Source organism: Cyclobacterium lianum, assembly GCF_900143075.1.
GTDB lineage: Bacteria > Bacteroidota > Bacteroidia > Cytophagales > Cyclobacteriaceae > Cyclobacterium > Cyclobacterium lianum.
The window spans coordinates 375,737-397,554 of sequence record NZ_FRCY01000001.1; the positions used below are offsets into that span (position 1 = coordinate 375,737).

The 21,818-nt window shown below is 46.5% G+C and carries 11 protein-coding genes; 6 read left to right on the plus strand and 5 right to left on the minus strand.

What is annotated here, in order from left to right:
* A complete protein-coding gene (locus BUB19_RS01525) occupies nucleotides 1-2,376 on the plus strand; it encodes an OmpA family protein (RefSeq protein ID WP_178371417.1) in 2,376 nt (791 codons plus the stop codon).
* Nucleotides 2,377-2,503: 127 nt separating this feature from the next.
* Here BUB19_RS01525 and BUB19_RS01530 read toward each other — a convergent pair whose 3' ends face one another.
* The 4 genes from BUB19_RS01530 to BUB19_RS01545 all read right to left on the minus strand — a co-directional run bounded on the left by BUB19_RS01530 (nucleotide 2,504) and on the right by BUB19_RS01545 (nucleotide 9,872).
* The gene (locus BUB19_RS01530) at nucleotides 2,504-3,076 is read right to left on the minus strand and encodes a hypothetical protein (protein ID WP_143155879.1); all 573 of its coding nucleotides are present in this window, start codon (nucleotides 3,074-3,076) and stop codon (nucleotides 2,504-2,506) included.
* 27 nt (nucleotides 3,077-3,103) lie between these two features.
* Nucleotides 3,104-4,732, minus strand: coding sequence for a SusD/RagB family nutrient-binding outer membrane lipoprotein (locus BUB19_RS01535; protein ID WP_178371418.1), 1,629 nt, complete (start codon nucleotides 4,730-4,732; stop codon nucleotides 3,104-3,106).
* 12 nt (nucleotides 4,733-4,744) lie between these two features.
* The gene (locus BUB19_RS01540) at nucleotides 4,745-8,029 is read right to left on the minus strand and encodes a SusC/RagA family TonB-linked outer membrane protein (RefSeq protein ID WP_073090669.1); all 3,285 of its coding nucleotides are present in this window, start codon (nucleotides 8,027-8,029) and stop codon (nucleotides 4,745-4,747) included.
* 559 nt (nucleotides 8,030-8,588) lie between these two features.
* Nucleotides 8,589-9,872 (minus strand): M23 family metallopeptidase, encoded by a 1,284-nt coding sequence (locus BUB19_RS01545; protein WP_073090672.1) that lies wholly within the window; start codon nucleotides 9,870-9,872, stop codon nucleotides 8,589-8,591.
* 235 nt (nucleotides 9,873-10,107) lie between these two features.
* Here BUB19_RS01545 and aspS point away from each other — a divergent pair, with 235 nt between their 5' ends.
* The gene (gene aspS / locus BUB19_RS01550; protein ID WP_073090675.1) at nucleotides 10,108-11,871 is read left to right on the plus strand and encodes an aspartate--tRNA ligase; all 1,764 of its coding nucleotides are present in this window, start codon (nucleotides 10,108-10,110) and stop codon (nucleotides 11,869-11,871) included.
* A 16-nt stretch (nucleotides 11,872-11,887) separates the two neighbouring features.
* Here aspS and BUB19_RS01555 read toward each other — a convergent pair whose 3' ends face one another.
* Complete coding sequence (locus BUB19_RS01555) at nucleotides 11,888-12,577, minus strand: lysoplasmalogenase (protein ID WP_073091467.1); 690 nt, start codon at nucleotides 12,575-12,577, stop codon at nucleotides 11,888-11,890.
* A 409-nt stretch (nucleotides 12,578-12,986) separates the two neighbouring features.
* Here BUB19_RS01555 and BUB19_RS01560 point away from each other — a divergent pair, with 409 nt between their 5' ends.
* From BUB19_RS01560 to BUB19_RS01575, 4 genes are all read left to right on the plus strand, one after another.
* The gene (locus tag BUB19_RS01560) at nucleotides 12,987-16,304 is read left to right on the plus strand and encodes a TonB-dependent receptor (RefSeq protein ID WP_073090677.1); all 3,318 of its coding nucleotides are present in this window, start codon (nucleotides 12,987-12,989) and stop codon (nucleotides 16,302-16,304) included.
* A gap of 29 nt (nucleotides 16,305-16,333) precedes the next feature.
* Nucleotides 16,334-17,314: a fasciclin domain-containing protein gene (locus tag BUB19_RS01565; protein ID WP_073090680.1), complete on the plus strand. Its 981-nt coding sequence runs from the start codon at nucleotides 16,334-16,336 to the stop codon at nucleotides 17,312-17,314.
* A gap of 357 nt (nucleotides 17,315-17,671) precedes the next feature.
* On the plus strand, nucleotides 17,672-18,748 hold the full coding sequence (locus BUB19_RS01570) for an efflux RND transporter periplasmic adaptor subunit (protein ID WP_073090683.1): 1,077 nt from the start codon (nucleotides 17,672-17,674) through the stop codon (nucleotides 18,746-18,748).
* Nucleotides 18,749-18,754: 6 nt separating this feature from the next.
* Nucleotides 18,755-21,817 carry an efflux RND transporter permease subunit gene (locus tag BUB19_RS01575; protein ID WP_073090686.1) on the plus strand — a complete coding sequence of 1,021 codons (3,063 nt, stop codon included), beginning with the start codon at nucleotides 18,755-18,757 and terminating at the stop codon, nucleotides 21,815-21,817.
* Nucleotide 21,818 lies beyond the last annotated feature (1 nt).

Genomic DNA, 21,818 nt, shown 5'->3' on the forward strand with positions numbered 1-21,818 from the left:
ATGAAGAGCATTTTTAATTATTTTATTCTGGTGTATTTATGCGGTATGCTGGTTGGCAGCGCTGCTGCCCAAACCGGCTTGTTGCGGTATGCAGACAGAAAGCTGGCAGAAGAAAATTACCTGGAGGCCGGACAAGGCTTTGCAGATGCCTATTCCAGAAAGCCGACTTTTGAGGCAGCGAAAGGTGCTGCCTTGGCCTACGATGCGTTAAGAGATTATCCTCAGGCCTACAATTGGTGGGAAAAGGCCGTTAATTTTGATCAAGCTGGCGAAAATGACTGGCTCAATTATATTGCAGCAGCCAACAGGGCCGGAGAAAAGGACGCTGTTTTTGCTGCGCTGGATACTATAAATGCCAGTGGTAGTGCCGCGATCAAAAATCTCCGTTTGGACTCCCTGCGGCAATGGTATGGCAGTTCAGCAAACGCCGGGCTCAAAAAGCTGGACCGTATAAATAGCCCAAGTACCGAATTCGGATGGGTGAAGGACCGGCAGGGCAGGGTTTATTTTACCTCCGATCGGGGCGGTGAATCTGATCGTGACAGGAAAGCCCTCAGGATAGATAAAGGATACAAGTATTACAACAAATCTTCCGATTGGACAGGCCGGGATTATCTGGGCATATACCGGAAAGATGAGGATGGTACCATTGCACCGTTTGAAGTCCCTATTTCTGATGTTTTTCATGCGGCTGATCCCTATCCGCTGCAGCAGGAGGACGTCATCTTCTACACGGTGACGAGAGATATCAGAAGAACTAAAAACTACAAAGTTCACCCGGAGGTGTACTTCAGTAGGCTGGACGCTAGCGGCAATGCGGTCGATTTCAAGGGACTGCCGGTCAATGCTCCTTTGGAATATAGCGTAAAAAGCCCCTTTGTAGACGAAAGCAACAAAAGATTATACTTCTCTTCAGATAGGGAAGGAGGACATGGAGGCTTTGATCTGTATTATATGGATTATGATGAAAATTTTGAATTTCAGGATCCTGTCAATCTGGGTCCCCTGGTCAATTCGTCCGGTAATGAAACAGACCCCTTCGTTCTGGATGGGAAATTTTACTTTGCATCAGATGGCCATCCTGGTCTGGGCGGACTGGATATTTTTGTTTCTGATATCAGGGATGGCGCTTTTGCCGGTGCAAAGAACCTGGGACTTCCCTACAATTCGCCCCAGGATGACTTCGGATATTACGAGACGGAGGACAAAAGGGTGCTGGTTTCTTCCAACAGACCTGAAAGTACTGGTTGGGATGATATATTTGAGATGGAAACGCTATTCAGCCGATTTAGCGCCCTGTTGCTGGAATGCGACGGAGAACCTGTGACCGGCCCATTGGATACTTCTCTGGTTCGTAGTACGGACGATTCAAATGTTGCGCTTTCCAATTCAGGAAATGGCATGCTGCTCGGAGAATTGGCACCGGACGAGGACTACGAAATGTTGATCAGGAAGCAGGGATTTTTTGCTGTTCGGGATATGGACATCAGTACCAAAGGACTGGACGCCGATACCCTTGAAAAAACCTATCAGTTGGTGAGAATCCCGTACAATACGGCAGCTTATGTAGATTTGGTGTATTACGATCTGGACGAGTCATTGATCAGACAGGATGCCGAAGTCCCGTTAAACAAGGTAGCCGAGTTACTGAAAACGTATTCCTTTTTAAACGTAGTGGTAAGGTCCCATACTGATGCCAGAGCCAGCGATGCCTATAATGAAGCGCTGAGTCAAAAAAGAGCCGATGCTGTAAGGGATTATCTGGCTAAATTTGGTGTAGACAGATCCAGAATTTCCTCAGAGTGGCTGGGTGAAGCAGAGCTGGCCAACGACTGCGGAGATGGAAAACCCTGTTCCGAAGAGTTCCATCAACTGAATAGAAGAACAGAGCTGTTGCTGCTGGCATTTCCTGAAGTAGGAAAAGCGTATGACATGCCGGAAGAATTGAAAAATGAAGACTTGTGTGATATCAGCAACATACAGATGCCTGAAGAATTGCCTACCATATACTTTGGATTTGATCAGTCGGAATTGGATCTTGAAGATATGATGGCGCTGGAGAAAGTTGCGTTGATGTTGAGGAATATGCTCAACCGTCACCTGGCCATTAGCGGGCATACCGACTCCAGAGGTTCAGATGAGTACAATGAGGAGTTGTCTGAAAAAAGGGCATTGGTGGTCAAAAACTATCTGGAAGGAAAGGGAATTGCTTCAGAGCGGTTGGTATATGAATTTTTTGGAAAATCACGGCCGGTAAACGATTGCGAGGAAAAGCCTTGCACGCCGGAGATGCACCAGCTTAACCGGAGAACGGAAATGATCCTTCCGAGCATTCCCAATCCAAAGAAAAATGGAATCAAAAGGGAAAACCAATAGATGAAAAGTTTAAGAAAACCAAAAAGGAGCTGAAGCCAGCTCCTTTTTGGTAATATTCCTTTAGTGCAGTATCCGATTTCATTGGTTTCCAGGCAAAGTCCTGGCCCGATCAGAAAAGATTTTTCGTTTACTCTTCATTGGGATTCTGTGGATTGGGAGGTCTCACGTCAAGTACCAGTGTTCCAAATCCCGGCAGGTTGGTATAGAATTGTGCGTACCTGCCTGTAAACCGACCATCCAGGGAAGGATTATAGTTGTAGTATTGGCCGTACCGGGAGAATGTCTCTCCTTCCGTAGTAGTGATCTCATAGGTAATCCGGAATTCATCCCTGGAAATTCCCGAGGCCAGGATACTGGCAGGGGTCTCTCCAAAATAGGCATATGCCTCTTCTCCGGTCAAGTTGATTGTGGAGGGAAACTCAGTATAGGTTCCCAGGGAAACCTGATCAGATCCCCTGCTGAGAAACAATTCAATGGAGGAGGCAGTATGAACCTCAAAGCCTTCGTAGCTCAGATCGAATGATACCTCCGAACTGCTCAGCTCATTGATGTTAAACCAGTACTTACCGGGTGCAATGGTGGCTCGGGCTATAATGCCGATTTCGTAATCCGGCTCCTTGATGGAGTCTTCTTCTATGCAAGCCGTGAAAAGCGTGGAGAGGCCTGCCATTAGTATCAGAACATGTGATTTTATTTTCATTTTTTTTGTCATTTGGTGGTACGAAAATCAAGGCTGACTCCAGAAAACCGGTTCAAAAGGATCCGGCGAATAATCAGACAAGGAAGGGTTGGTTTCCAGTTCAGAAACAGGAATAATGAAACGCTGAGGGTATGGAGGGTTGCCCATTACTGGTGAAGTGTTTGCGAAATCGGGAAAACCTGTTCTTCTGAAATTATTGTATGCTTCAATGCCGTTGCCCCAAAGTGCCAACTGATACTCAGTCATGATGATATTAAGTCTTTCGGATTCATTTTCCGCTTCTTCATACGCTCTGCTTACGTCTGCGATGTATGCGGCAATGGCCTCATCCGAAATTTCATAGGCGCTTCCTGAGATGGATGGCATTTCGCTGGCGCCAAACTCCCGTACCTTATCCATAGATAAGGTGATACCTTCCTGTAAAAGTGCGAGTGGGTCCCCTTCGACAGTGCTGGTTAGTGCCATTTCTGCATGCAAAAATTTGATCATAAAAGTGGTGAGCATTGGAAATATACCTCTGCCCGTGCCATCTGCTGCTGTTACGGTTTTGGGATCGTCGGTATCTACAAGGCCGGCTACCGGATAGACACCGAAGGTAGCGATCAGTGCGCCCTCATTGGAAAAAGCAGAGGGGTCGCCTGCATCCCGGCCCAGGTAGCCATTTCCGATTAATCCAATCGGGCAGCCACCACCGGCACAGGTGACCACCGATCCGCCACCGTCTCCGGGCACCTGCCGGAAAATGTAGTACCGCAGCCTGGGATCCGGCACCGTCCGGTAGGAAACCCTTTCTCCGGTGACAGCGCTTACGGTGCCGTCGTTTAGCAGGTTTGCCATGGTCCAGTTATCCATCCAGTATGCAGTGGCCTGATTGTAATGGTTGACGTGGAGGGGGTGGCGGTTTTGATTCGGTGTTTGCTCTGAGCCATACTTGAGTTGAAAATCGTCTGCCAATTCGGTGATCAATTCACTGTCTAGCATCTGTGTAAAGCCTTGTGCCGAGTTGATACTGTTTTCTTTTCTGGTTTGGGCGTACATTTTCAGTTTCAACGAATTGCCCATTTTGATCCATTTACTCCGGTCTCCACCGTAGATCATGTCACCCTGAATTGGCTCCGAAGAAGCATTGATTTCCTCGATAGCGAGGTCTATTTGGAGCAACAAATCGGCATAGACATCCTGCCCCTGGTCAATACCCGGAAAGGTGATTTCTGGATTCAGGGCTTCAAAATAGGGGACATCACCGTAGAGATCGACCAAAATGCTGAAGGTATAAGCCTTTAGCAGTCTGGCGATTCCTCTGTACCCGGATTCATTTTCCTCTGTACCATCCAGAATTGCCTGCAGATTTGCTAAAGGCCTGGAATACAGGTTTACCCAGGAGTTGCTATAGGTACCCTGATTTTGCTCGTAGTTTCGGATCGCCGTGGTGTACCACATTCTGCTGAAGGATCCGGCATTGGTATTCGGTTCGTCCAAAAGGTTGGATACAAGGGATACCTGTGCAAAAGCCAGCGTATTGGGCAGAGCCAGTTGCGTAGAGGTATTGGGATCCTGATTGATATCCAGCAGATCTTCGCTACAGGAAAGAATCAACAGGCCGCTACAAAACAGCAGACAAAGAGCGGGATTGAATTTAAATATATATTTCAACATGGGTGGAGTCATTTAAAAGGTAAAGGATAGGTTCATGCTGTACCTTCTGGCAGAAGGGACACCGATAAAATCTATGCCCCTCAGTCCAGGGAAGGAGCTTGTCTCGGGGTCGAGGTTAAGGCCTTCATGCATGTTTGGGGTGATAAACCAAAGATTCCGTCCTGACATACCAATCCTGGCAGAGCCAAAGGGGGTTTTGTCCAGCCATCTGGATGGGAAATTGTAATTCAATGCCAACTCCCGGAGTCTAAGTACAGTGGCATCAAAGGTGTGAAATTCCTCTGCAGCGTTCCAACCGAACCCTCCGCGATCGTACCACCAGTTGAAGTTAGTGATATTGATATTGTTGCGAATTGGGTTTCCACTGGCATCAACAGCAGCGAGGTAGTTTCCATTTTCGTCCCTGGCCAGACTGCCATCTTCATTTCTTGCCGCAATATATCCGGGCATGATCCGTGACACCATTCTGTCTCCCGAATCATGGGTAAGTCCTCTGCCGACGATCTCCCGGTTAGATTTGGAATACAAGTCACCGCCCTGCACCCAATCCAGGACCAGGTCCAGTGTCAGGCCCTTGTATGAAAAATCATTTGTGATGCCTACTACAAAATCCGGGTTTGGATCGCCTATGATCTGGGGTTCCGGATTGTCGATATATTTTCCGTATGTAGTTCCCGGTAGTCCGTCGATCAGCAAATTGCCCGCTGCATCCCGGATTGCCTTCCTTCCGATCAAAACGCCGAAGGGTTGCCCATTCCGATGGGCAACCTGGACAATCTCACTGCTGCCTGCGCTGCTGGTCAGCACGATTTGGTCTACGCCTTCCTGTAATTCCAGGACCTCGTTGCGGTTTCTGGTAAAAGCCGTAAAAATATTCCAGTTGAATCCATTGGGCCTTTCGATAACCTTAAGATTTAACCCTACTTCTATGCCCCGGTTTCTGACCTTTCCTATGTTTACTACCTGCGTAGCAGAACCACTCGAAGGGGGCACATCGATGGCAGTAATACCGTTTTCCGTGCTGCGGTTGTAATAGGTGAAGTCCAGTCCTATGCGTTGTTTGAAAAAAAGCAATTCGGCTCCTACTTCAGTTTCGGTGGTAAGTTCAGGCTTTAAGAGAGGAATACCCCGGTTGCTGTTAATGGCTGACCCATTTACGGTTCCAAACTGATTGTTGAACGGAAACTGCGTAGCTCCTCCGGAGCCATTTACTGGTTGGTTGAGTAGAAAATTATTGCTGGTCAGGTAAGGATCAGCATCATTTCCCACCTGGCCAATTCCAGCGCGGATCTTGGCATAATCCAGAAAGCTGCTGTTCAGTGAAAGGGCGTCACTCAGGATGAGGGATGTACTGACACCCGGATAAAAGTAGCTTCGGTTGTCCTCCGGTAATGTAGAAGACCAATCATTTCTTGCCGTCAGATTGACGAAGGCCCATTCCTGATAGGCCAGGGAGATATCTGTAAACAAGCCCGCAAAACGTCTCCGCACAAAGCGGTCATCGATGATAAACTGGGATGAGGTATTGGTGAAGGATTGGATACCTCTTTCAATGACGCCATTTCCGCCGAACTGACTGGCGGTGTTGGTTCTTTGGTTGATGTTCCAACCGGTGATGGTGCGCAAATAAAAATCATCGTTCAGAGCCTTATTGATATTGATCAGCAGGTTTCCGTCCAGTTCAGCATTGTAGTAGGTAGACCTGCGCATGAAGCCGGATTGTTCGATGGCTGAACCGAACCCACCGGGTTCCATCATAAAAAATCTCCGGTCTGTATAGGCGTTGAAGCCCAGTTGATACGCAACGTTGATCCAGTCAGCAATATCGTATCCCAGTTTTACATTTCCGAAGTATCGGTCTACATTGCTTTCATTCATGGAATTGTCAGCTACCCAGTAGGGATTGTTTGCCGTTCGGTAATACATGGCCCCTCCATCTTCTTCTCTTTGATAAGGGTAACCGTCCAAATCAAAACTCGTTGGCGCCCACAGGACGAGTTGGGAGGCGGATTGATTGAACCCACCAAAATTACCACTACCCAGGGCGGGGTTATTTTGTACTGTACTGACATAATTCAGGCCCGCACTCAATTTCAGGCCATTGTCTAGGGTGGCATTACCACCCAGGTTGGCAGATATCCTGGTTACAGAGGAATTGGGTATTATTCCGGTATTGTCCATCCAGGACAAGCCTGCCGAGAGATTGGTTTTTTCTCCACCGGACTGGACCGAAATGGCGTGTTCCTGCAATTTTCCGGTATTGAAGAAATTGCGGTACTTTTCTGTGAAGGGTTGATACAGCACATTGTCTCCACGGCTTGCTACATTCTGGTAAGAGGGAGAGTTCAGGTAGGGGCCGAGAGCCGGGTTGGTGTAGGGATGGGGCACGGAGTCATAAGCCGTATAGGGCGCCCCGAAAGAACCAAAATAATTTTCGATGTAGACATTACCATTGCCCCCCTGCCCGTATTCATTTTGGTAATCGGGTAGCTTGGCCACCTCTTCTATGCCGAAGGAAGTACTGTAGTTTACCTCGAGGCCTTTTCTGGAAGCTCCGCTACCACTTTTTGTGGTGATGATCACTACGCCGTTTTGCGCCCGGGAGCCGTACAGGGCTGCGGCAGCAGCTCCTTTGAGTACGGTCATGGAAGCCACATTATTGGGATCGATATCAAATGCCCGGTTGGCAACACTGTTGCCACCCTGATCTGTATACCCCTGCGTGGAATTGTCAAAGGGAATACCATCTACCACAAAAAGGGGCTGGTTATTTCCGGTGAGGGAAGAACTCCCTCGGATGGTGATATTGGTATTTCCACCAGTGACTCCACCCGAACCCTGTATCAATACCCCGGCTACCTTTCCATTCAGCGCGCGAATGACATCCGGTTCAGACCTTTGCGTGATTTCCTCCGAATCAACCTCTGATACGGCATATCCCAATGCCTTTTTTTCCCGCTCTATACCGATAGCAGTTACTACCACCTCATTCAGCGCATTTACATTGGGGGACATGGAGAGGTCTATGACAGAGCGATCACCGGTATTGACCTCCCTGGTAGCCATGCCGATAAAGGAAAAAATAAGGGTTTCGTTTCCCTGAGGTACGTCCAACATATACTTGCCGTCCAAATCCGAAACGGTACCGATGTTGGCGCCTTTGACCAATATACTTACACCGGGAATAGGTGCATTGTCTTCTGCGGAAATGACTGTTCCGCTAATTTCTCGGGTCTGTGCAAAAGAAAATTGCACGAAAAGACCCAATAATAAAATTATTGGTAATTTCTTTCTCATGTTTTAGTTGTTAGTGGAAGTTGAAAGTTACTCAATCTTAAAAAATATCAACCGCCTGGATGCTATTATTTCAGCCAACAAGTGATTATTGAGTACAAATTGGTGACAAACAGTGTTTTGATAAACATGAATGGGACACGATGTGGAATAAATAAAAAATCTAGTGTATGAAGTATAAATACAGAATAATAAAAGGTTAAAAATACAAAAATAACAATTTAATAAACTTTTGTTGCTAAAATTTAAAATAATAAATTTATGTATCGGATTTTTAATAGATTTTATTTGTTTCTATTACTCACGATTTCCAAGCCAGATCCTAGCTGGATCAGGAAATTAACTTCAAAAAAATAAAATTATGTCGAAACTAAAATTTGCAAAATAATTAAAAAAACAACTCTATTTTAAATAATCACTAATAGGAATCGTGAAAAGCAATGGAAAAGCTAAAAAGTATACCTTATTTTGATTAGAAAGATAATTTGAGGCTAAGTTTCCTATCAAACCAAATGTTTTAATACATACTTCGACTTTGTAAAATTCAGTTGAAAAAAAATGACTACGGCCGGTTTTCTGCACTAGTAAGCAATTCTACATTGTCTGTATAGGCTATACTATCCAGCTTTGCCAGCTTTTCCCTTTTTACCTTTTCGAAAGCTTGCTGATTTTCCTTTGCAATGGGCTCAGCCGGCGGAATGTCTTCCCGCAGCCAGTCAACCTGCTTGCCATGTTTCCAGAATCTGAAACAAAGGTGGGGGCCGGTAGCCAGCCCGGTGCTGCCTACATAACCGATTACCTGTCCCTGTTTAACCCGGGTTCCTCTTTTGATCCCTTTGCCAATCCTGGACATGTGCAGGTATTGCGTAGAATAGGTGCCGTTGTGCTTGATTTTAACATAATTGCCATTGCCGCCGCTATAACCTGCCTCTAACACTGTTCCGTCTCCCACAGAGCGGATCTCAGTTCCCCTGGGAGCGGCATAGTCTGTGCCGAGGTGGGCTTTGTATCTCTTCTGGACCGGGTGAAAGCGGCTCAGACTGTAGCGGGAACTGATCCTCGTAAATTTTAAGGGATCTCTCAGAAATGCCTTTTTCAAGCTATTGCCTTCCTCATCAAAGTAGGAGATGATGCCATTCTGCTCAAAAGGTATGGCATGGTATCCCTGACCCATGTGTTCGAAATAGGCCGCTTCAATATCTTCTATTCCGACGGTTTTATTTTCTACCAATTGCTCTTTGAAAACTACCTTAAACTTGTCTCCCTTCTGAAGGCGCTGAAAATCAACTACCCAGCCATACAAATCGGCAAACTGGTCGATCAAGTCAGGACCTAGCCCGAGGTTGGTCATATTCACATACAATGAAGAGGAGATGGTGCCCCCTATTTCCCGGTTTTTGATCTCCATCGGCTTGGATTCCTTGTAAATCTCGGGTTGATCCAGCTTAAACACGACGAATTCCGTTGGATTTGGTTCATAAATAAAAAATTGGGCGGCAAGTGAGTCTTTGGGGGTGAGTACCGTGTATTTTTTGTTAAAGGCGATTTTTCTGACATCAAAAATTTCCGCCGATTTCCTCGCAATTTCATCGATGATCTGATAAGGAACGTTAAACGGTGCCAGTATGGCAGACAAAGTCTGGTTTCTCTTAACGATGCCTTCCGTGATATCGAGATCGTCAACATTGATCCCGTAAAGCAGGTTTTCCTCGATCGGGAGCAGTTCTTCTACGATTATTTCCTCAGGCTCATCCGTTTCAACGGTAGGAATCTGTTGTCTCTCAAGCACCCAAAAAGTCATCCCGATAATCAAGACTATTCCACCGTATGTCCAAAATTTTTTCATGAATTCAAGTTTAAATAATAAATGTTATGCAAAATAAGTCAATTTTCCAGATAAATTACAATTCTTGTTCATTTTTTCTTTTACAAATATAGGTTTTTAACCAGATATATACCTCATTTTCCTAAGTCCAAACGGATAAAAAGTGCTTCCTATTGCTTTATCTTGCAGCTAAAATAGCAAACTCTCTGATGAATGTTTATCTTTGGCGATCATTTGCAAACAAACTTTAGATTTTATGCATAGAACACATACTTGTGGGGAGTTGCGTTTAGAAGATTTGAACAAGAAAGTGATCCTGGCCGGTTGGGTCCAGAGGGTCAGGAATAAAGGGGGGCTGATTTGGGTAGATTTGAGAGACAGGTATGGTCTCACACAATTGATCTTTGAAGAGGGGGAAGTGGCGGAATCGCTTCTTAAGGAAGCCGGTGCTCTGGGCAGGGAGTTTGTGGTTCAGGCTGAAGGGACAGTGATTGAGCGGGCCGCAAAGAATGATAAAATACCCACAGGAGACATTGAAATAAAAGTACATGATCTCAAGGTTTTGAATAAGGCAAAAGTCCCTCCTTTTATCATAGAAGACGATACGGATGGAGGAGAGGATTTGCGGATGAAATACCGTTATCTGGATCTGCGCAGGAATGTGATCCGTGAAAAATTGCATCTGAGGCACAGGATGATGCAGGAAACCCGGAAATACATGGATGCCAATCATTTCATGGAAGTCGAAACGCCCGTTTTGATCAAATCCACTCCTGAAGGAGCGAGAGATTTTGTAGTGCCCAGCAGAATCCACTCCGGTGAATTTTACGCTCTGCCACAATCGCCGCAGACTTTCAAACAGCTCCTGATGGTCAGTGGCTTCGATCGCTATTTCCAACTGGTCAAATGCTTTCGGGATGAGGACCTGAGGGCAGACCGTCAGCCGGAGTTTACTCAGATTGATTGTGAAATGTCCTTTGTGGAGCAGGAGGATATTCTTGAAATTTTTGAGGGATTGATCGGACATTTGTTTCGCACTGTCAAGGGGCTGGAATTGGAGAGCGTTGCACGTATGACCTATGCCGATGCCATGCGGCTATATGGGAATGACAAGCCCGATCTGAGGTTTGATATGCGGATTTTCGAACTAACTGATCTGACCAGGGGAAAAGGCTTCAACGTTTTCGACAGTGCTGAACTGGTCGCAGGCATTTGTGCCGGGGGAGCAGCGGAATACAGCAGAAAGCAGTTGGATGCGTTGACCGATTGGGTCAAAAGGCCTCAAATCGGTGCCAAAGGACTGGTCTACGTAAAATGCAATGCAGACGGTTCGTTCAAATCCTCAGTGGATAAGTTTTATAGCCATGAGGACCTGAAGTCCTGGGCTGATAAAGCAGGAGCCCAGGCCGGCGATTTGTTGTTGATACTTTCCGGAGATACAAATGCCACCAGAAAGCAGCTTTCCGAACTGCGTTTGAAAATGGGCGAAGATCTGGGATTGAGAGACCGGTCTGTGTATAAGGCTTTGTGGGTACTGGACTTTCCTTTGCTGGAGTGGGATGAAGAAACCTCCAGATTTCATGCCATGCACCACCCGTTTACCTCTCCAAAAAAGGAAGACCTTCCCCTGCTGGACACCGATCCCGGAAAAGTCAGGGCAAATGCATATGACCTGGTGATCAATGGAGTGGAAATAGGCGGAGGATCCATACGTATACACGACCGCGCCACCCAGCAATTGATGTTCCGCCATCTGGGCTTCACCGAGGCTGAGGCCCAATCTCAGTTTGGTTTCCTGATGGAGGCGTTCGAATACGGAGCTCCCCCACATGGAGGCATTGCTTTTGGATTTGACAGGCTCTGCGCCATATTCGGAGGCAGTGATTCTATCAGAGACTACATAGCCTTTCCAAAAAATAATGCCGGAAGGGATGTTATGATCAATTCTCCAAGTGGTATTTCCGCCGAGCAGTTAGAGGAACTGTCCCTGGCTATTCAGGAAAGGAATGAGCAAAAATGATTCGGCCAGACCGGAGCTATCTGATGTGAACCAGATGGCTCCTGATTCCCATGATGATCAATAACTGCGCAAGCACGTAAGTGCCCATGATCAATATCTTTCCATCTGGCACCGGATAAAAGAATTTGTCCAAAGCCTGTATGGCATTAGAAGTAAACATGAAGAAAGCGCCGATAAATACCTGCCAGAAACTGGCCGCATGGGTTCTTCCAAACCGTTCTCTGGCCAGTGTCACCATCATCACAGTGGCCAGCAAATAAACGATAAGGGGTATTTTTAGCTCAAGAAGCTGTCGGTGAATCAAAAAGTAAATAAACGCCGCCAGAATATAGATGGGCAGATTGTAAAAGAACATTTTGATAAAGTTTACCCTCAGCGGATTGAATATGTGGTTTTGGGTAAGTTTGAAGGCAACGATATAGCAGATGTGCGTCATAAAAAATGCGCCCATCCCATACAGGTATAAGCCTGGATACATCAGCAAAATATCTCCCGCGACGGCAAATATCAAAGCCGCTGAGACACTGATTCTAAGAATACTTCCTTTGATCAGCACCGTCGACTGCAGAAAATAACCAAGCAAGGCTGCAACAATCAATGGCTTGCTCAGCAGCCGGTAGGATGGAGCTGCATGCAGGAGGAGCGCAATGTCTGCCAATGCAGCAATTAAGAAAACATACAACCAGACAATTCCTTTTTTATACATTTTTCTTGTTTTCGGTTCGGGGATATTTTGAAGCCCAAAAGATAAAGACTTTAAAGGTAAAAAATCCAATCCGGGCAAGCTTACCTTGCGTAAGACACTTCCATCAAAAATATTTGTAAAATCAGAAGTTTTTTTTGATACCAATGCATCCCCTTACAATCGGGTCGATTTGAAATATTTGTAGTGTATTTTTTATAATTTCAATAAAAATAGACCCTCGGAGATTGTTTTCTGTCGGCTTTAAAAATTTACTTCTTATTTCTGAAGTTACGGAATTGTTAATTACATTTACAATGCAAAACGAAAACATAACAATTTGCAAAAAAGATAGTCTTGATATAAGTTTATCTTTGTACCTGCCAAAATAACCTTGTACCGTAACTATATTCCTACCTATTAACTAGTAAAAATGAGGCAATTATTACAAAAAAGTCTTTTTGCGTTGTTAAACTTTCTATTGATTTCGGGTTTAGCCTATTCGCAGGGAGTAACAACGGCAAGCATGCAGGGGACTGTTTCCGACGACAGCGGGGAAACACTACCCGGCGCAAACGTGGTTGCAATCCACGAACCATCCGGTACCCGATACGGGGCGGTCACCAATATTGATGGCAGATATAACCTGCCCAACATGCGAGTCGGAGGGCCATATACGGTTACCTTCTCCTTCGTAGGCTTTGACGACAAAGTGTTTGACGGGATCGTTCTGTCATTGGGTCAAAAATTCACGATAGATGCCACTTTTACCGATGGTGTAGAGCTGGAAGCAGTAGAGATAATCGGAAGAAGGGATGGAATCATGAACTCCGACAGAACCGGAGCCGCCACTTCTCTGAACAATGAGCGGATCAACTCCATGCCTACGATCAGCAGGGGCATTAATGACTTTACCAGGCTGACTCCTCAAAGCAACGGCACGAGCTTCGGAGGAGCAGATCAACGGTATAATAACTACACAATCGATGGCAACCTGTACAACAACAATTTCGGTCTGGGATCCAGCCAGTTTGCCGGAGGCAATCCCATCTCGCTGGATGCAATCGAAGAAGTACAGGTAAACTTAGCCCCTTATGACGTTACGCAAAGCGGCTTCACCGGCGCCAATGTAAATGCCATCACAAAAGCCGGCTCGAATGTGTGGAGGGGTACTGCCTACACGCTTTTCAGAAATGACCGCCTGCAGGGCATCACTGTAAATGGAGGCAGTGAGGTTCCCTTTTCCGATTCGCAGACGAACATCCACGGAATTGCCTTTGGTGGTCCCATCATCAAGGACAAGTTATTTTTCTTTGTGAGTGCTGAAATGGAAGTAAATGATCTTCCGGGTGACAACAGGTTGGCTGCCAGGCCAGATCAGGGATTACTTCCAGACAACCAAACCGTGTCTCGTGTGCCTGCTTCCAGAGCAGAATTCGTAAGTCAGCAGCTGAACGATTTGTATGGTTATCAGACGGGTGCCTACGAAAACATCCCTTTTGCTGACGACGCCACCCGCCTGAACCTGAGACTGGATTACAATGTGAATGACAGGAATAAGCTGACCCTGAGGTATAACCGGTTTCAGCAATTGAGGGATGTAACCGTCAATGGCAACAGCATAAGGGGTCTTCCAGGTAATTTGCGGTACAGAAATACCGACAGAGGTGGTATCGAAGCGCTGACATTCAGAAATACCCATTACACCTCCGAAGACAATGTGTCATCTATAGTGGCCGAATTGAATTCGACTTTGGGAGACAATATGGCCAATTCCCTGAATATAGGCTATACCAGTGCCGTAACCCAGAGGGGTGTTCCGGGAGGACAGGCATTTCCCATGATCGAGGTACTGGAATTTGACGGCAATACGCCCCTGTACTATCTCTCCATGGGTACTGAATTGTTTACCCGAGGCAACCTGCTGGACAACAAAACCTTTAACCTGACCAATAACTTCAATTATTTCCTGGGCAAGCATACCTTTACCGCCGGTGTCAACTTTGAATACATGACTTTTGACAATGCATTCAATCCCACCTGGGATTCCTGGTACAGGTACAACTCCTACGATAGTTTTGTGGAAAGTGTGATCAATCAGAATCCAAATGTCATTCCGGATGGATTTGCCATTGGATTCACTTACGATGAGGACAACCCGTTTACACTTCCTACCGATCAGGTAAGCTTTGGCCAGGTGGGATTGTATGTACAGGATGAATACCAGGCTACCAACGATCTGAAACTTACCGGAGGTTTACGGATAGACATGCCGTTCTACCCCATAGATGCACCGGCAAACCCCCGGTTAGATGCCTTAAATATTTCCGTGGAAAATCCAAGAAACCCGGGTCAGACGATCAGCCCTGATGTAAGCCAGTTTCCCCCGGTAAATCCGGTTTTCTCACCTAGATTCGGTTTTAACTGGGATGCCCTGAGTGACGGATCACTTCAGGTACGGGGCGGATCCGGTTTGTTTACCGCCCGGCCTATATTCGTTCACCTGTCCAACCAAATCAACGCCAATGGCATCACCAGGGGTTTTGTTGGCAGGACCCCCGATCAGTGGGAGGAAGGTGAATGGCAGGGATTCCAATCCGATATCAATTTCTACCGGCCAAACCCTGCAGAACAGGAGCCGGAGATTTCCAGTTCTGTGAACGTTACGGATGAAAATTTCAAATTGCCGCAAACCTGGAGATCAAATGTTGCTGCAGACTATCAATTTGGAGATGGTTTCATCTTTACACTGGAAGCCATGCATTCCAAGGATTACAACATGCCTTTTTCCGCCAACCTTGCGAGTACAGCTACGGGAGAGACCGTCAATATAGGAGGTAATGCTTATCCCAGGTACGCTCAGGGCATTGAAGGCACTCCCATCAACGAATTATTTCTGCTTACCAATATTGATGTAGGCACCTATAGCGCTTTGACACTATCCCTTCAAAAGGATTGGGGTTCCGGAATCTTTACCAGCCTGGCGTATACGAGAAGCCAAAAAAGGGATTTCGGACTGATCGGCGGATCGCAGGCTGCCTCTCTGTGGCCGACAGAGGTACAGCGGGACAGAAACAATCCTGAGGAGGGATTCAACCGCTTCGATCAGCCCAACAGGATCGTCGGATTGATCTCCTTCAATACCAAAGGACTTAACGAATACAATAATACCCAAATCTCACTCTTTTATGATGGAGGAGAGCAAGGCAGGTATAGTTATACCTATTCCGGAAACTTTGGAGACGGCAGTGGTGTGCGGCTGATGTATGTGCCGGAAGGTTTTGAAGATGCTCAGTTGGCTGACAGGGTCGTGGGGGGCGTGATCACCCAGACCGCAGAAGAGCAATGGGATATTTTGGACCAGTACATTGCCAGGGATCCTTATTTAAGTGCCAACAGGGGGCAGGTCACCGAAAGGAATGGAGCAGTACTTCCCTGGCTTCACCGCTTTGATTTCAGATTGATACAGGATCTGCACCTGACCAAAGATACCAACGAACACAAGCTGCAGATTTCCCTGGATATCCTGAACGTAGGTAATCTTTTGAAGGATTCATGGGGAGTAGGCCGGCAGGTAATCCAAAGCAATCTGCTGAACTTTAACGGAGTGGACAGCGAGGGAAATGCACAATTTACCCTGAACAGTATTCAGGGACAAGCTGGTGTGTACCCTACCCGTATCTCTCAGTCTCTGTTTAACTTAAGCCAAACCTGGAATGCGCAGGTAGGCTTAAGGTATATCTTCAAATAAATCGGTGCTCCACAGAAAACATACCTATTATGAATCTCCATTTTAAAAATATATTATTACTTATTTCGGCTGCTGCGTCCCTGGCTGGATGTGTAGATGAGAATTACCAGGAGTCTGTAGCCGGGCGTACAGACAGCCAACTGCTTAGCAATGTGATTGCAGCCCAATCTGAATTGAGCGTCTTTAACGAACTGCTCGAAAGCGAAGGATTACTTCCCCTGTTGGTGAGCAGGCAGACACAGGATCAAAGGGCTGTATTTGCGCCTACCAATGCTGCCATCGAGGATTTTATGTCGGCAAACGGCTTTGAATCGGCGGAGGACATTGCTGGGTTGGATCGGGTCCTGGCCTACCATATCGCTGATCCTAACATCAGACAGGCCGACCTGAGCCAAACGAATTTCAATTTTATCCAGACCAATGCCGATCAGGACATCTTTGTAAACAGGTCCGGAGGACAGGTCCGGTTCAACAATCAAACCGTAAATATTCTACGGTCTGAAACGGGAAATGGAACAGTTCACCTGATTGATGAGGTTTTACTTCCAAGGTCAAATACCATGGCTGCTTACCTGAATTCAAATCCGGAACTGAGCATATTCAGCGAAGTAGTCGCATTACTGGGACTGGAATCCGAATTGTCCGCAGATTTCAGGACCCTATTTGTACCTGACAATCAGGCATTTTTGGATTTGTTGGATGCAATGGGGGCAGGATCCCTGGGTGAGCTGGTCGACATGCTGGGTGAGCCGGCCTTGCGGGATATTGTCCGATATCATATTGTCAATGGTTTGGTTTATTCTGCGAATGTTTCCAATAATCAGGCGCTGACTCCTCAGTTTCAGGGAGAAATCAGACCAAGGGTCTCCACAGATGGAGACAATGTGATGCTGACCTATGCTGAAAACAATGCGGCTTCCACCATGGTTACTGTTAACGATGAGATTTTCCAAACGGGCTTTGTGCACGTTATCGATAAGGTGATGGTACCTGTTTTGGGGGATGAATAAGTTACATTTAAAAAATTAATACGCATGTAAACTGATATTCAGGCCACCTCGTTGCCAACGGGGTGGCCTGACTTGCTGGTAAGCTCCCGGCAAATCAGCGGGTCTCTACCTTGCACTTCACCGGTTTACAGCCATTGGTATTCCTGTATTGCCTCTTATGTTTAATTAATTCCATAAATTAAAAATATCAATTAGTTTGGTATTTGATTGGAATGTTTTCAAAAGTTTTATGTTTGTTTTGTATACGGGAATAGACTTGTAAGAAATTTTACAGTTCGGTTTTCCAACAGAACCAGATAGCCTTATTCACAATAAATTATCTTAGCCGCTAATATTAAAGCTAGACCAGCGCCTGTAATGAAAAAGCAAACCAAAATTATTTTGATTATTATCATCGTTCTGGTGGTAGGTATCGCATTTTTTTACCCTAGATTAGATCTGCTGAGCGGGGATGAGGAGATGGCCGCTGCATCTCAAAATGGAAATGCCCAAACCAGTCTGCCTGTCAATGTAGTAGAGCTCCGGCAGGAAAAGCTGCAAAACAACCTCAATATCACAGGCTCATTGATCCCGAATGAAATTGTAACCTTACGGCCGGAAGTTGCAGGGCTGGTGGAAAGGATCAATTTCGAAGAAGGTCAGTTTGTAACAAAAGGGACGCCTTTGCTTTATCTCAATGATGAAGAACTGGATGCGCAGAGGGAAAGACTGAGCTATACCAAGAAGCTTTACGAGAGCCAGGAGAATCGGCAAAAGGAACTATTGGCCAGGGAAGCGATCAGTCAGGAGGAATATGATATCGTACTGAGCCAGTACAATACAAACCTGGCAGACCTGAGGTTGATAGAAGCACAACTGGACAAAATGGTGATTCGTGCACCTTTTGATGGCGAGCTGGGTTTCAGACAGGTTTCCGAAGGCAGTGTGATAGGAACCACCGATGTAATTGCAAACATTGTGAACGTCGATCCCATTAAGATAGAGTTTTCCATACCGGAGCGATACGCCAATGAGATCAAACCTGGTTCGGTCGTATATTTCAGGGCGACCAATAGTATTGAAGAAGCCGAAGGGAAAGTCTACGCCATTGAGCCGAATGTAGATGCGGCTACCAGGACCCTGAAGATAAGGGCAATGAGTCCCAACAAGCAAAAGAAATTTCTGCCGGGCATGTTTGTCAGGGTGCGATTGGTATTGAATGAAATCGAAAATGCGATTATGATTCCTTCCGAATCCCTGATCCCTGAACTTGAGGGTTACAAGGTTTTTATCGCCAACGAGGGAAAAATCGAATCCAGAAAGGTGACCATAGGACAACGGTCGGATACCCGGGTTCAAATCATAGATGGTCTGGCTCCAGGAGAGCTTGTGTTAACTACCGGTGTTTTGCAAGCCCGGGAAGGTATGCCTGTAAATGTCAATCAAATTAATTGATCTTTTATGTCCAGTTTATCCACTATCAGTATCCGAAGGCCCGTATTGTCCATCGTTATGTCGCTAACCATCATGATCTTTGGGGTCATTGGCATATCATTTCTGGGCATCAGGGAGTTTCCCAGTGTAGATCCTCCGGTAGTAAACGTCCGAACCACCTATGTGGGCGCCAATGCCGATGTAATTGAGGCCCAGATTACAGAACCTCTGGAGGAAGGTATTAATGGTATCTCCGGGATCAAGTCGCTGACCTCGATTTCCAACGATGGAGGAAGCAGTATTACGGTAGAATTTGAAGTCGGTGCAGACATGGAGGCAGCTGCCAATGATGTCAGGGACCGGGTATCCCGGGCGCAACGTAATCTTCCGATAGACGCCGAACCACCTATCGTTACCAAGCAGGATGCGGATACCCAGCCGATAGTTTTTCTCAACGTCCAAAGCGAACAGCGCAGCTTGCTGGAGCTTTCCGACATCGCCACCAATGTATTCAAGGAGCGGCTTCAGACCATCGATGGGGTAAGTGAGATCAGGATCTGGGGAGAAAAGGAATACGCGATTCGCCTGAGAATGGATCCGCTGAGAATGGCTTCCTATGGCATTACCCCCCTGGATGTGCTCACCAAGGTACAAAGTGAAAATGTGGAGCTGCCTACAGGAAGCATCGAAGGACAGTCTATAGAGCTTTCTGTGAGAACCAGAAGCAGGATGAGTACCCCGGAAGAGTTTAACCGACTCATTATCAAAGAAGAGTCCAATAATGTAGTCCGATTTCAGGATATTGGCAGGGCCGAACTTGCTCCCTTGAATGAAAGAACGGTATTGAAAAGGGACGGCGTGCCCATGGTCGGCGTGGCACTGGTGCCCCTTCCCGGATCCAACAGTATCGAGATCATGGATGAGTTTTACCGCAGGTTGGATTTTATTCAAAAGGACCTGCCGCCGGATATCAAATTGGGCATTGGCTTTGATACCACCAAATACATCAGGAGTTCTATCAGCGAAGTCCAGGAAACGATTTTTCTGGCTTTTATTCTGGTGGTGCTGATCATATTTATATTTCTCCGTGATTGGAGGACCACCTTTATTCCGGTGCTGACCATCCCGATCAGTTTGATCGGTGTTTTCTTCATCATGTACTTTGCGGGATTTTCCATAAATGTGCTGACGCTGCTCGGAATCGTTTTATCTATCGGTTTGGTGGTTGACGACGCCATTGTGGTATTGGAAAACATCTACACCAAAATAGAGGGAGGTGAAGATCCTGATAAGGCGGCAGAGAAGGGCGCGGAAGAGATCTTCTTTGCGGTAATCGCCACCACCGTGGCCCTGGCTGCAGTGTTTCTGCCGGTGATATTCCTTACCGGTACTACAGGCAGGTTGTTCAGGGAATTTGGTGTGGTAGTGGCTGGTGCGGTCATTATCTCTTCTTTTGTAGCGTTGACCATGACGCCCATGCTCAGCTCCAAATTGCTGAAAAAAAGGGAAAAGAAAAACTGGCTGTACACCAAATCCGAGCCAGTCTTTGTATGGCTGAACGAGCTTTACGCCGGGGCATTGTCTCGGTTCATGCAAGTAAAATGGCTTTCATTCGTATTGCTGGCTATTATGGCCTATGGTACTTATCTTCTTTTCAACGACATCCCCTCGGAGCTTGCTCCCATCGAAGACCGGGGTCAGATCAGGATCAACCTTGCCGGTCCGGAAGGAGCCACCTTTGGCTATATGGACAGGGTCATTGACGAAATGACGGAGGAGTTAATGGAACTGGTTCCTGACGAAGAGCGTGCGGGTTTAATATCTGTTACTTCCCCCGGCTTTGGTACGGCCAGTACCAATTCCGGTTTTGTGAGGGTTATTCTTAAGGACGCCTCAGAAAGAGAAAGGTCTCAGCAGGTTATTTTCGATGAAGTGTCGGAGTACCTGAAAACCAAAACGGCTGTCAGGGCATTTGGGGCTCAGGAACCTTCCATTGGTGATCGCCGGGCAGGCCTGCCTATTCAGTATGTGATTCAGGCCCAGACTCTTGACAAACTGAAAGATATCATCCCCGTTTTTATGGAAAAGGTTGGCCAAAACCCTGCTTTTAGTTTTTCGGATGTCAATCTGAAATTCACCAAACCTGAAATTGAAGTGGAGATAGACCGGGAAAAAGCCAGGAATATTGGTGTTTCGGTTCAGGAAATAGCCAGAACGCTACAGCTCAGCTATTCGGGTCAGCGGTTTGATTATTTTATCATGAATGGAAAGCAGTATCAGGTGGTAGGTGAGATGCGTCTGGAAGACAGGAATGAACCGATCAATCTCAGGATGCTGTATGTGCGTGGCGAAGATGGACAATTGGTACAAATGGACAACCTGGTCACCATCTCTGAAAGGAGCACCCCACCCCAGCTATACCGGTACAATCGTTTTGTCAGTGCCACTGTTCAGGCACAGTTGGCACCGGGAGAAACAGTGGGAACCGGTCTGGAGGAAATGGATAAGATTGCCGCGGAGGTCCTGGATGAAACTTATTCTACGGATGTGGCGGGGCTCTCCAAAGAGTACCGCGACAGTTCCAGCAGTTTGGTATTTGCGTTTATTTTTGCTTTGGTATTGATCTATCTGGTCCTTTCTGCTCAGTTCGAAAGTTTTATGGATCCGCTTACGATCATGTTTACCGTTCCGCTGGCCATATTTGGCGCCCTGTTTTCCCTCTGGTTGTTTGACTTTACCCTGAATGTATTCAGCCAGATTGGTATCATCATGCTTATTGGTCTGGTTACCAAAAATGGAATTTTGATCGTAGAGTTTGCAAACCAACGCAAGGCCAGCGGTATGAGTATTTCTGAAGCCATAGAAGGGGCTGCTGCGGCGCGTTTCCGGCCAATACTGATGACCAGTTTATCCACTATTCTGGGTATCCTCCCCATTGCCCTGGCTTTGGGAGCCGGATCAGAAGGCCGGGTGCCCATGGGTGTAGCCGTTATCGGAGGCCTGCTTTTGGCGACAGTGCTTACCCTTTTTGTAATCCCTGGCATTTATACTTATCTGACATCTAAAGAAGGTAGATTAGCACGAGTCTGAA